This is a genomic window from uncultured Thiothrix sp. (assembly GCF_937873765.1).
Classification (GTDB): Bacteria; Pseudomonadota; Gammaproteobacteria; order Thiotrichales; family Thiotrichaceae; genus Thiolinea.
Window position 1 is genome coordinate 1 of record NZ_CALMZC010000018.1, and the last position, 11,572, is coordinate 11,572.

Below are 11,572 nucleotides of genomic sequence, written 5' to 3' on the forward strand. Positions count from 1 at the left end.
CTCATATCCCCGATTATCAAGAAATTCCGGGGATTTGTGTAGATACTTATGCCTTTAGGGAGAGGAGGATGTCAATAAAGAGATTTGCAGTCTCTGCGTAGTTTACACAGAGACTGTGACGAGTGGCTAAGAAAAGACTGCTGGTTTAGTAACCGCTAAGGGCTTAAGTAGTTCCACCCTTGCTGCTGACGTTCCATAATCCGCGCAATCCCTGCTTGTGCGACTTCTACTCCTTTAATTAGCGTCGGACGCTTCCCATCCTTGGCTTCAACAGTGTCTAAGGTATTGCCGCAAGCAGTAAACACGACATTCTGCAGCATCAAGCTTTCAATACGTTGCTTATAAGCGCTGTCATCGGTCAAAAACCAAATGCCAGCACCATAAGCTACTAACTCAATCTCAATATTATCCATCCCGAAATGCTTTTGCAGATTGACAATGTTAGCAAGCACATGGTCTTGAAGTTCTGCATCTTTTTTATTCATCTGAATAACTAAGCGTTGTGTTTGGGTTTGAGTAGGCGTTGCTGGGTTTTCTGTTGTAGTACCCGTAGCAGCCCAACTGGGTGTGCTGAACGAATAACTCAGAACTAAACTACCAACTAATAAACCACTAAATAGGTACTTAAGCATAACTAGCTCCTTACGGGTTGCGTTAAACTTTTTTGAGGCGACGCATAGATTCAGGTAGAAGTTTTAAGTCCACTAAGCTACTACTTAACGCTTTAAAGAAGTTTGCCTCTCTTTCATACATCATGCGATAAAATTGAATTTTCATAGTCAGTGCACTAGCAAAAATAATACTCGTTAAGGTCAAGATTGAGCCTAAGGCTAAAGTGGAAACACCCGTAATACCCTGACCAATTGTACAACCCATTGCTAATACACCGCCCAATCCCATTAAAGTTGCGCCAATTAAGTGATTGAAAAAATCGCCTATTGAGGCAAACCACTCAAATTTGAAACTACGTGAAATAAGTGCCCAAGTCAGTGAGCCTAAAATAACTCCTAAACAAGCTAAAATTCCAAAGGTGAGTAGCTTAGCTTGTAAACCGCTGGCTAAATAAGCAATGCTTTGCCCTATGGGATTAATGAACGTAAAAGATTGAGTACTCAAGGGGGCGCTGCTGGCAGGTTTACCTGAGTCAGATTCAGCCAATAAATCCCATTCTGCATAATATTGACTGAGACTATAAATTTGACCATCAACGTCTAATTTGATTTGGCTACTAGCATACCAAGCAGCAAGGACACACAGTCCAACCCCTAAACCACCGAGTGCAAAGTCTTTACTGCTGCGAAAATCAGCAGATAACACCACAATGAATAACAGGATAATGGCTATGAGGCTACCCAGTATTAAACGCATTCCATCTGTATGAGCTTCATCAGCGACTAAAGCACCTAAATCTTGTGAGGCGCCTAAATTAAGCGCTAATGGATGGAGCCACGGATAAAATAACAGCGAATAAAGAGTTTGGTCTGAATTCGGGAAGGGATTCAACATGAAATACGCGATCACACCAATGAGCAGAAAAACCAATAAGGATTTAAGATTGCCCGCACCTAAACGTACTAAGCATTTATTCCCACAACCACCGGCTAAAGTCATCCCAATCCCAAATAAAATTCCGCCTAGAATATTTTCTGCCCAAATCAGTTGACCATTCCGGTAAGGGGGATAAGTTGTATTAAAGTTGGTGATACCGAAGTATTCTAAAGTGGTCACCCCTGCAAGCGTGACTGCAATCGCTAACAACCAAGAGCGCATTCGACCAGTATGATTCAGATTCACCCAATCTGACACGGCTCCCATGGTACAGAAGTGGGTTTTATTAGCGATAAAGCCTAAGATAAAAGCGATAAGACAACCTGCTAGCAATAATCCTAGCCATGCACTTGCAAAATCATTAAATACCATGCAGTAGCTCCTGAGCTTGTTAAGTTTTACTCCCCAATATCAACCGTTTTCCCTTGACCCAATTGTTCTTCTTGGCGTAAGCCTAAATGTTCAGGAAAGCTGCGTTCTTTATAGCCATGACTACTCACATAATTTAAGAGTTGCTGAAAGTGGAAGTTATACAGTTTGCCTTCTAAGCGTGTCACTTCTTTACCTTCATCAAACAATACTATCCCTGGTTGATAGCTGAGTTTGAGCTGTTGTAGCCAGTTTTTGGCTGTAGTTTTATTACCATTCACATCAGTAATTTCAGTAATGTCATCGGCTGCGAAGCGCACGACTTTGAAGGCTTTTAGCTCCTCTTGAATCGCTGCATTTTTCAGTAAAGTATCGTGTAAAAAGTTGCAATCACTACAGCGAGTTGATTCAAAAACTACCAGTAAAGGCGTTTTAATAGTAGAAAGATCTTTGAGATCTTCAAACAAAGCATTCGGTCTGATTTGATAACTAGCTTGTGCAGGTTGCTTGGCAAGATAATCGCTAAGTGATTCAGTTTTATAAGTTTGGCTAGCCACATACTCAAGCACTGGCTTGAATTGCTCGGGTGAACGATAACCATTGAGGCGTGCAACAGTTTTATTCTCAGCATTGATAAAGGTAATGGTGGGAGTGAGTGTGACTTCTAAATCGCCAGCTAACTCTTTCTCAGAAAAGGAGAGTTCTTTGCTGTATTGCACTTGTCGATCGCCTTTCACATTAATAGCGATTACATCAAAGTGCTCTTGAATATAGGTTTTTAGAGGATCTTGCAAAAAATTGTCATCCAGCATTTTGGCGCAATAAGGACAATTATTCAGGTGAAAAAATAACATCACATGCTTATTGGCATCGGTAGCCTCTTTGATGTCATCTTGGATTTCCAAAAAGCTTTCTTTAAACCACTCCGGCATTTCATGTTGAACACCACCCACTACCTTGCCTTCCGTTGTTGCATCTGCCTGTAATGCAGTTAGGCTAAACCACAATGATAAAATCATTAGCGAAAACCAAGCTTGAGTGAACTTAGGCATATATTAATCTCCTTCCTCTACAACTATTTAAGCATACGTGGCCTTGGGGTTTGAGGCGAGTGACTAGTAGAGATAGAGCTACTGCCGTTGGACTGATAAAAGTTAAAACCTGCTGAGGCTCTGATAAATTCAGCGCCTGTCAGAACTGGAAACATGAAGAAAAATAATGACTAGTAGCCCTAAAGCTTGGCTATGGTTAGCAGCCTGCAGTTGTTTAGGCGCTTGCCAAGAGCCTGTGACAGTAGTAGCACCTGCACCACCCAAGGCACCTATTAACATAGTATCTACATCTACAGAGCAAACTCAGCAAATAATTGTGGACAAAATAGACGCTGCTCAACAAGTTAATCAGCAGCGTTTAGACGCCGCCGAAAATTTTTAAGTATGTTTCCTTCCGATTCTGAAAGCTAAAGGCCATGCGGTTAGATAGCTGGTTTCGTCATCCCAAAGTCCAGCGAGTTGCTGTTCTAAATGACTCACCGGATCGGAACCTATGACTTTTATATAACGGTCAGTTGCCGACCAACTACGAAAATAACCCATCAATTGCGCTTTAGACCAAGCTAGTTGCATGCTGAATGCAGGAGCTGGAAATTCCTGAAAAGGGAAAGCTAAATCACGATAGCCCGTTTCAACAATCTTGCGCTCCGGCGGCCAGTAGGGGTCAACGGTATGGCTGTAAAAATTCTGAGCTAGTGCATCAATACGTGGTTCGGCAATCTGCAAAACCCCATAAGTCCAAACCGCTAATACACCTTGAGGTTTCAAGACGCGCTGCGCTTCAGCATAAAATTTACCTAAATCAAACCAATGTAAAGCTTGGGCAACAGTAATCAAATCTACTGAGTGATCAGCCAAGCCACTTATTTCAGCAGCAGCCACGCGCCATTCAATTTTAGGATGTGGTTCTGCAGCGGCAATTTGTTGAGCACTGGCATCAGTGGCTATGACTTTCTGAAAATGCTTAGCTAGACCTAAGGAAGCCTGACCTGTACCACAAGCACAATCCCAAACTAATTCAGTAGTTGGGCTAATGTCGGCTAGCCACACATAGAGTTCAGCCGGATATTGAGGTCGATAACTCGCATAGGTTTTAGCCACATTAGAGAAATGATCTTTAAAGTTTGGGGTCATGTTGATTCTCCTTAGAAAAATAATCGCAAACTCTCCAATTTTTTGCATCTGCTTTTCTAGGTTGGCCTTGAATTTAAAAAATTAACCCTTATTTCTTTCAGGCGATTCAATACACGGAGCCTCTAGCAGCGTGGCAAGATTTTGGAGATCGAAAATGAACCCAGCAAAACAAGATAAACAAGACTCAAACCTAGACCCGATGGTGCAGCCGCAAGCAACTAGCGAGTCGGTCATAGACGCGGTGCAAGCAGAGGCGAATAGCGCTGAAGCTTTAGCGCAGGCACAAGCCGAAATCACTAAGCTACAGGCGGAGTTAGCAGCCGCGCAAGCGAAGGTTGAGGAAAATCGGGACTTGTATATTAGAGGCCAAGCCGAGGCTGACAATCAGCGCCGCCGCTATGAAAAGCAGGTGGAGGATGCACATAAGTTTTCAGTACAGCGCTTTGCGGAAGCTTTGTTACCAGTAGCCGATAGTCTAGAGATGGGCTTACAAGCGCAAGGCGATGCGGATAGTTTGCGTCAAGGGATGGAGCTAACTTTAAAGCAGTTTGAGTCGGTGATGGAAAAATTCAAGATGGAGGCAGTCAATCCACTGGGGCAGCCCTTCAACCCTGAGCAACATCAAGCAGTGGGTATGCAGCCACACCCTGATTATGACAATAACACGGTGTCTTTAGTCATGCAGAAAGGCTACACCCTGAGTGGTCGCACCATTCGTCCAGCGATGGTCATGGTCAGCAAAAAATAGTTAAAAAAGCATTTTTTCTGGGGTTTTTAGCCTTGAAAAGCCATAAACAGCCCCTATCTAAAGATGCAGTTAGCAAGCACAGCTTGCGGTAGTTAAAAGATTTCTGGAGAAGCAAAAATTATGGGAAAAATTATTGGTATTGACTTAGGTACTACCAACTCTTGCGTAGCAGTCATGGAAGGCGATAAACCAAGGGTTATTGAAAACTCCGAAGGTGATCGTACCACCCCGTCCGTAGTTGCTTTTATGGATGAAGAGGTATTAGTCGGGCAAACGGCAAAACGCCAAGCAGTGACTAATCCTGAAAATACTTTATATGCGGTCAAGCGTTTGATCGGTCGTCGCTTTCAAGAGGATGCGGTACAAAAAGATATTAAATTAGTACCTTATAAAATCGTCCAAGCTGACAACGGCGATGCTTGGGTAGAGGTACGTGGCAAGAAAATGGCACCACCAGAAATTTCTGCACGTGTTCTGATGAAAATGAAGAAAACTGCAGAAGATTATCTAGGTGAGCCAGTGACTGAAGCAGTGATTACTGTGCCTGCTTATTTCAATGACTCTCAACGTCAAGCGACTAAAGACGCGGGTCGTATTGCAGGTTTAGAAGTTAAACGGATTATCAATGAACCAACTGCAGCTGCCTTAGCCTATGGTATGGATAAGTCTAAAGGCGATAGCAAAATTGCGGTCTACGATTTAGGTGGCGGTACGTTTGACGTTTCTATCATTGAGATTGCAGATGTCGATGGTGAGATGCAGTTTGAAGTATTGTCCACTAACGGTGACACTTTCCTCGGTGGTGAGGATTTCGATATGCGCTTGATCGACTATTTAGTCGATGAGTTCCGCAAGTCCTCTGGCGTGGATTTAAAAGGTGATCCATTAGCGATGCAGCGCTTAAAAGAGTCTGCCGAAAAAGCCAAGATTGAATTGTCTTCTAGCCAGCAAACTGACGTGAATCTGCCGTATATCACTGCTGATGCGTCTGGCCCGAAACACATGAACATTAAAGTGACTCGTGCCAAGTTGGAGTCTTTGGTTGATGATTTGATCACTCGCACGATTGATCCTTGCAAAACTGCACTGAAAGATGCGGGCTTAAGTGCTTCTCAAATCAATGATGTGATTTTAGTGGGTGGTCAAACCCGCATGCCAAAAGTTCAAGACGCGGTGAAGAACTTCTTCGGTAAAGAGCCTCGTCGTGATGTGAATCCTGATGAAGCGGTAGCGGTTGGTGCTGCGATTCAAGGTGGTGTATTAAGCGGTGGTGTGAAAGATATCCTGTTATTAGACGTGACTCCATTGTCTTTAGGTATTGAGACTTTGGGTGGTGTCATGACTAAGTTGATTGAGAAAAACACCACGATTCCGACTAAAGCGAATCAAGTGTTCTCAACCGCAGATGACAATCAAACCGCAGTAACGGTGCATGTGTTACAGGGTGAGCGTCAAATGGCGCGTGACAATAAGTCATTAGGCCGTTTCGACTTACAAGACATTCCACCAGCACCACGGGGTATGCCACAAATTGAAGTGACCTTTGATATTGATGCGAATGGTATTTTAAATGTGTCTGCCAAAGATAAGGCGACGGGTAAGCAACAATCTATCGTGATTAAAGCTTCTTCAGGTCTATCCGATGCTGAAGTTGATCGCATGGTAAAAGATGCCGAAGCGCATGCGGAAGAAGACCGTAAACAACGAGAGCTGATTGAGGCTCGTAACCAAGCGGATGGCTTAGTGCATGCGACTGAGAAATCATTGCGTGATTATGGTGATAAAGTCGATGGCGCAGATCGTGCCAATATCGAGAGTTTGGTTCGCGAAGTGCGTGATGCTCTGAAAGGCGATAATAAGGATGTTATCGAGCGTAAGAGCGAAGCTTTAGGTGAGGCTTCTGGCAAGTTAATGCAGAAAATGGCAGGTATGGGGGCTGGTCCTGAATCTGGCGCAGCAGGCGCTAGTGGTCAGGCGGGTGGTTCTAAACCGGCAGATGATGATATTGTCGATGCTGAATTTGAAGAAGTGAACAAAAAGTAAGCTATTTAAGCGAACTGATGCAGGCGTGATGGGTAAGTGCTCACGCCTGCTTTTTGTTTTTATAGACTCCTATTTGTAGCAGGGGATACTAATGTCAAAGCGGGATTATTACGAAGTCCTCGGTGTACAAAAAAATGCGAGTGAGGATGATTTAAAAAAGGCGTTTCGCCGTCTAGCAATGAAATATCATCCTGACCGTAATCCAGATGATGCTGAAGCCGAGGCTAAATTCAAAGAAGCCAAAGAAGCTTATGAGGTCTTGACCGATCAGAATAAGCGATCGGCCTATGATCAATTTGGTCATGCTGGTGTCGAGCAAGTAGGCATGGGGAACGGACGCAGTAGTGCAGGCTTTGGCGATATTTTCGAGGATTTATTTGGCAATATCTTCGGTGAAAATGGTGGGCGGCGTGGTGGTGGAACGCGAGCCTATCGGGGTAGTGATTTGCAATACAACTTAGAGCTAAGTTTAGAAGAGGCAGTCACTGGCAAAGAAGTAGATATTCGTATTCCTACCCTGAAAACTTGTGAGACTTGCTCAGGAACTGGCGCGAAAAAAGGCAGCTATCCTCAAACGTGCTCAACCTGTCGTGGTCAAGGCCAAGTACGTAGTCAGCAAGGTTTTTTCTCCGTTCAACAAACTTGTCCACAATGTCACGGGAATGGCAAAGTCATCACTGACCCCTGTCCAGATTGTCATGGTCAAGGGCGCATAGAAGAGCATAAAACGCTGTCTGTTAAAATTCCCGCTGGGGTCGATACGGGTGATCGTATTCGCTTATCAGGTGAAGGCGAAGCTGGCTTGAATGGTGGCCCGGCAGGTGATTTATATGTACAACTCTTCGTCAAAGAGCATGAGTTATTTGCCCGTGAAGGGGATAATCTATTCTGTAATGTGCCCATTCGTTTTACTACAGCCGCTTTGGGTGGCGAAATGGAAGTACCTACGCTTGATGGTAAAGTGACATTAAAAATCCCTTCAGAAACACAAACAGGTAAAAAATTTCGTCTACGTAATAAAGGCGTGAAATCAGTTCGTAGTGCTTCAGTAGGTGATTTGGTTTGTACGGTGATTGTGGAAACGCCAGTCAATCTGAGTACACGTCAGCGCGAGCTTTTAGAGGAGCTTGATCAAACCATGAGTGAAGGTGGTAAGCGTCATAGTCCGAAGGAGCATAGCTGGCTAGACAAGGCAAAAGGTTTCATTGATGATGTGAAGCATGATTTTTTTGGTGACAAAAACGATTAAAGCTTAAGCAAAATGATGAATCGAGGGATGCTAAAATGACCGAAATGACACGGATAGCCATTGTAGGTGCTGCTGGGCGAATGGGTAAAACCTTGTTAGAAGCCTGCAATGCTGTTGAGGGTGTAGTAGTCACCGTTGCTACTGAACATCCAAACAGCCCATTAGTTGATACTGATATTGGTGCTGTTGCGGGCATCGGCGCGAATGGGGTACTCATTGCTCCGTCTTTAGATGATGCTGCCAATGACTTCGATGTGTTAATTGATTTTACCCGTCCAGAACCGAGTTTAGAGCATTTAGCTTGGTGTGTGGCGCATAATAAAAAAATGGTGATTGGTACCACTGGTTTTGATGAAGCTGGTAAAGCAGCCATCAATGCTGCTTCCGAAAAGATTGGGATTATGTTTGCCCCAAATATGAGTATTGGTGTCAATCTCTGCTTAAAGCTCCTCGATATGGCGGCACGTGTGTTAGGTGATACCGTAGATATTGAAATTATTGAAGCCCATCACCGTCATAAAGTAGATGCACCTTCTGGTACAGCTTTGCGTATGGGGGAAGTCATCGCTGCTGCTTTAGGCCGTGATCTGAAAGAGTGTGCAGTCTATGGTCGTCAAGGTGTGACTGGTGAACGTGAGCGTAAAACCATTGGCTTTGAAACGATTCGCGCTGGCGATATCGTCGGTGAGCATACGGTGATGTTTGCGGATGTGGGTGAACGCATTGAAATCACGCATAAAGCTTCTAGCCGTATGACTTTCGCTAAGGGTGCTGTGCGTGCTGCTCAATGGTTACAAACTCAAGAGTCGGGCTTATATGACATGCAAGATGTTTTGGGGTTTAAATGAATAATATCCCCACGACAGCAGTTAAAATTTGGGATATGCCGACGCGCATTTTTCATTGGACTTTAGTGCTCGGCATGGGCTTTATGTGGTTGTCTGCCGAGCTAGGTGGCTTATGGATGGATTGGCATATGCAGGTTGGTATTTTTATGCTAGCCCTGCTGATTTTCCGGATCATTTGGGGCTTGGTCGGTAGTGATACAGACCGCTTTGCCTTCTTCCTTAAATCTCCTAAAACTGCCATTCACCATCTCAAAGAAATGCAAGCTTCTGGGACAGCCTATCATGCAGGTCATAATCCTTTAGGCGCTTGGATGGTGGTGTTTTTGTTAGGTGGCCTATTATTTCAAGCTATTACTGGGCTATTTGCCAATGATGATATTTTAGTCGAAGGGCCTTTGTACGCTTTAGTGTCTGAGGCAACTGCCAAGACCTTGAATAGCCTGCATCACCTTTGGTTCAATATTTTGTTGTTAGCTGCAGTTGTGCATATTCTCAGTGTAGGCTTTTATAAGATTCGTAAGCGCACGAATCTTATAAAAGCTATGATTTCAGGGAGCGCTGATTGGCCAGCGGATCAACAGCCGATTCCCGAGCAATTGAATTTTAAAAGTCCTTGGCTGGCACTGAGTATTTTTATTGTCTGTTATGGCGCTGTATCTTTTGGCTTGCAGGTCTTAAGCCAGCTCTAAAGCGCACAACACTCTTGAACCCTGCTCACTTTTAAGTTTAAGGAGCAGGGATCGCTAAGCTGCTAATTAATCTTCTTTCCGATAAGTATCATGGCAAGCTTTGCAAGATTCGGCGACTTTGCCGAATTGTGGTTTCAGGGCTGCGATATCACTAGCACCATCAGCGGCTTTGGCTAAATTAGCTGCTTCTACTTTGAAGGTTTCCATTTTGGCTTTGAAATCTTCCATTTTGGCAGCAATTTCAGGCTTAGCACCTGTTTCGCCTTCATAACTGCCTTCAATGAAGCCATTGATAGGGAATTGGCTTAAAGTCGCCACTGCGTCCGCATTTTTCTTGAAAGTGGCAGCATCAAAAGGCACGTCACCTTTTACCATACCCGCCATTGGACCAAAGTGATTACGGATCATTGTGAAAGCGGATTGACGATAGTCGATAGCGGCTTCTTGTGGAGTTTGTTTAGCAGCCCAAGCACTACCCATCACAATTGCAGCCGATAAGATTGCTCCTGTAAGAATGGCAACTTTCCCAAATTTCATCTTGCTTGCTCCTTGATTGTTTAAAAATAATGACTATTTAAGGGGTACTGGCAGTATAAATTAACTGCAGTTTGAGGCAAGTTACCACAGGCGTATCTATGTCTAATTTCCTGTTGTATTGGGCATATTCCCAACACTTCAAGTATTTAGGGTAGAGGTGGCTTAATGAGAAAAGCATCAGCGCCGTCGCCACTTCGGGAAATGGTACAGCGTTGATGCTTCAAGCTGCTTAGATCTTAACGATGCCAACCGCCATGTACTGGGCAATAACCACGACTCCGATGTACCATACGTTGGTGACTGCGTTGAGGTCGATGATAAGAGCGGTGTGGATGATAGACAGGCCGCCAGTTATGATGGGGGCGAATGTTCAGACCATAGCTCACATGTCCATGCGGGCCAAAACCAATATAAAATGAAGCATGATTACTATGATGGCGATTTCCACCATGATGACGGTAGCCATCATCATAGCCACCACGAGCTGAAGCTGTAGTACTTGCGGTTAATAGGGCAAGGCTTACAATCGCAGCGAGGCTTATTTTTTTCATTGCAGTATCTCCTACTCTAAGGGGGGACAGCACCTCAGGGGTCGAAGGGCTTGATCTTGGATGCTGTTAAGCTGGAGTTTAGGCAGCGATTGTGCATCAAACCGCCTTAAAATGTGTAAACACTATGGAAATTTAAATGGGGTGTCCGTCGTGGTGGTAGTTTTAAGATCGGAGATTTGCTCTGGTGAGTTAAATGCCTTTTGCTGTGCTTTTAACATTTCATTTTGCAAAACGGGCAATACTTCAGTCATATAATTATCCATCTTGGCTAATGCAGTTTTAGCTTCAGGATTACTGTAAAAATTAGCTAAAACTTCTAGTTCATTAGCAGTGAAATGCTTGACTAGAGCCTGATGCATTGATTGGTTGATGACTGTTAAATCCAAATGTTTGGTCAACATTTCTAGATAAGGTTTGCGCTCCCTTTCCGGTAGCATGAATGCGGTTTGATCTGCTAATGCTTGAGCAATCGCTTGGGGCGGATTGGCATCTAAATAACGCTGAGCTTGAGCTTGACGATTGCCCGTATTGTCCTCCAAAGCAAATGCAAGGGTTGTAACTGCAAGAATGGATAAGAAAAACAAAGACTTCATAAAAAATCCTAAAGGCTTGCACTCATCTTAAGAGCTTACACCGGTTTATAAAGTGTAGACTGTTTTGGATAAGATTTGAGCTAATTGTGAATTAAATTACTTTAAAGCTCAAAAGAACAAAATAACAGCAAATCATTTAAAAATATTTACTGTAATGATTTTGGTCATGCACCAGAGGAGTTGAAGAGCCACTAAAGCGGTAGTAACTTAA

The 11,572-nt window shown here is 43.8% G+C and carries 13 protein-coding genes; 6 read left to right on the forward strand and 7 right to left on the reverse strand.

Annotation, left to right across the window (positions count from 1 at the left end; genetic code table 11):
• Nucleotides 1-155 precede the first annotated feature (155 nt).
• From Q0307_RS06070 to Q0307_RS06080, 3 genes are read right to left on the reverse strand one after another with little or no spacing between them, the layout of a single operon-like run.
• The gene (locus Q0307_RS06070) at nt 156-632 is read right to left on the reverse strand and encodes a DsrE family protein (protein WP_298658067.1); all 477 of its coding nucleotides are present in this window, start codon (nt 630-632) and stop codon (nt 156-158) included.
• Nucleotides 633-654: 22 nt separating this feature from the next.
• Entirely contained in the window at nt 655-1,920 is a 1,266-nt protein-coding gene (locus Q0307_RS06075; RefSeq protein ID WP_298658069.1) for a YeeE/YedE family protein, read from the reverse strand.
• A gap of 26 nt (nt 1,921-1,946) precedes the next feature.
• Nucleotides 1,947-2,969, reverse strand: a complete 1,023-nt coding sequence (locus tag Q0307_RS06080) for a thioredoxin fold domain-containing protein (protein WP_298658072.1) — start codon at nt 2,967-2,969, stop codon at nt 1,947-1,949.
• Nucleotides 2,970-3,135: 166 nt separating this feature from the next.
• Between Q0307_RS06080 and Q0307_RS06085 the strand changes: the two genes are divergently transcribed.
• Nucleotides 3,136-3,351, forward strand: coding sequence for a hypothetical protein (locus Q0307_RS06085; RefSeq protein WP_298658074.1), 216 nt, complete (start codon nt 3,136-3,138; stop codon nt 3,349-3,351).
• Here the strand turns inward: Q0307_RS06085 and Q0307_RS06090 are convergent.
• Nucleotides 3,348-4,103 carry a class I SAM-dependent methyltransferase gene (locus Q0307_RS06090; protein ID WP_298658077.1) on the reverse strand — a complete coding sequence of 252 codons (756 nt, stop codon included), beginning with the start codon at nt 4,101-4,103 and terminating at the stop codon, nt 3,348-3,350. The genes Q0307_RS06085 and Q0307_RS06090 overlap by 4 nt on opposite strands.
• Before the next feature lie 154 nt (nt 4,104-4,257).
• On the opposite strand from Q0307_RS06090, the gene grpE reads away from it, so the two are divergent.
• The 5 genes from grpE (at nt 4,258) to Q0307_RS06115 (ending at nt 9,680) form a co-directional block, all read left to right on the forward strand.
• Nucleotides 4,258-4,851 (forward strand): nucleotide exchange factor GrpE, encoded by a 594-nt coding sequence (grpE, locus tag Q0307_RS06095; protein WP_298658081.1) that lies wholly within the window; start codon nt 4,258-4,260, stop codon nt 4,849-4,851.
• A 120-nt stretch (nt 4,852-4,971) separates the two neighbouring features.
• Nucleotides 4,972-6,894, forward strand: coding sequence for a molecular chaperone DnaK (gene dnaK, locus Q0307_RS06100; RefSeq protein ID WP_298658083.1), 1,923 nt, complete (start codon nt 4,972-4,974; stop codon nt 6,892-6,894).
• A 91-nt stretch (nt 6,895-6,985) separates the two neighbouring features.
• Entirely contained in the window at nt 6,986-8,143 is a 1,158-nt protein-coding gene (dnaJ, locus tag Q0307_RS06105) for a molecular chaperone DnaJ (RefSeq protein ID WP_298658086.1), read from the forward strand.
• Nucleotides 8,144-8,178: 35 nt separating this feature from the next.
• Entirely contained in the window at nt 8,179-8,991 is an 813-nt protein-coding gene (dapB, locus tag Q0307_RS06110; RefSeq protein WP_298658088.1) for a 4-hydroxy-tetrahydrodipicolinate reductase, read from the forward strand.
• On the forward strand, nt 8,988-9,680 hold the full coding sequence (locus Q0307_RS06115) for a cytochrome b/b6 domain-containing protein (protein WP_298658091.1): 693 nt from the start codon (nt 8,988-8,990) through the stop codon (nt 9,678-9,680). The genes dapB and Q0307_RS06115 overlap by 4 nt, the downstream gene beginning before the upstream one ends.
• A gap of 66 nt (nt 9,681-9,746) precedes the next feature.
• Here the strand turns inward: Q0307_RS06115 and Q0307_RS06120 are convergent, their stop codons facing one another.
• The 3 genes from Q0307_RS06120 to Q0307_RS06130 all read right to left on the reverse strand — a co-directional run bounded on the left by Q0307_RS06120 (nt 9,747) and on the right by Q0307_RS06130 (nt 11,361).
• On the reverse strand, nt 9,747-10,217 hold the full coding sequence (locus Q0307_RS06120; RefSeq protein WP_298658094.1) for a cytochrome c: 471 nt from the start codon (nt 10,215-10,217) through the stop codon (nt 9,747-9,749).
• A gap of 236 nt (nt 10,218-10,453) precedes the next feature.
• Entirely contained in the window at nt 10,454-10,768 is a 315-nt protein-coding gene (locus Q0307_RS06125) for a hypothetical protein (protein ID WP_298658096.1), read from the reverse strand.
• A 122-nt stretch (nt 10,769-10,890) separates the two neighbouring features.
• The gene (locus Q0307_RS06130; protein WP_298658099.1) at nt 10,891-11,361 is read right to left on the reverse strand and encodes a DUF2059 domain-containing protein; all 471 of its coding nucleotides are present in this window, start codon (nt 11,359-11,361) and stop codon (nt 10,891-10,893) included.
• Nucleotides 11,362-11,572 lie beyond the last annotated feature (211 nt).

Coding starts and splice junctions, on each gene's coding strand:
- dnaJ (WP_298658086.1), top strand. CDS start 6,986: ATGTCAAAGCGGGATTATTACGAAGTCCTCGGTGTACAAAAAAATGCG.
- Q0307_RS06125 (WP_298658096.1), bottom strand. CDS start 10,768: ATGAAAAAAATAAGCCTCGCTGCGATTGTAAGCCTTGCCCTATTAACC.
- Q0307_RS06070 (WP_298658067.1), bottom strand. CDS start 632: ATGCTTAAGTACCTATTTAGTGGTTTATTAGTTGGTAGTTTAGTTCTG.
- Q0307_RS06115 (WP_298658091.1), top strand. CDS start 8,988: ATGAATAATATCCCCACGACAGCAGTTAAAATTTGGGATATGCCGACG.
- dnaK (WP_298658083.1), top strand. CDS start 4,972: ATGGGAAAAATTATTGGTATTGACTTAGGTACTACCAACTCTTGCGTA.
- Q0307_RS06080 (WP_298658072.1), bottom strand. CDS start 2,969: ATGCCTAAGTTCACTCAAGCTTGGTTTTCGCTAATGATTTTATCATTG.
- grpE (WP_298658081.1), top strand. CDS start 4,258: ATGAACCCAGCAAAACAAGATAAACAAGACTCAAACCTAGACCCGATG.
- Q0307_RS06120 (WP_298658094.1), bottom strand. CDS start 10,217: ATGAAATTTGGGAAAGTTGCCATTCTTACAGGAGCAATCTTATCGGCT.
- dapB (WP_298658088.1), top strand. CDS start 8,179: ATGACCGAAATGACACGGATAGCCATTGTAGGTGCTGCTGGGCGAATG.
- Q0307_RS06075 (WP_298658069.1), bottom strand. CDS start 1,920: ATGGTATTTAATGATTTTGCAAGTGCATGGCTAGGATTATTGCTAGCA.
- Q0307_RS06085 (WP_298658074.1), top strand. CDS start 3,136: ATGACTAGTAGCCCTAAAGCTTGGCTATGGTTAGCAGCCTGCAGTTGT.
- Q0307_RS06090 (WP_298658077.1), bottom strand. CDS start 4,103: ATGACCCCAAACTTTAAAGATCATTTCTCTAATGTGGCTAAAACCTAT.
- Q0307_RS06130 (WP_298658099.1), bottom strand. CDS start 11,361: ATGAAGTCTTTGTTTTTCTTATCCATTCTTGCAGTTACAACCCTTGCA.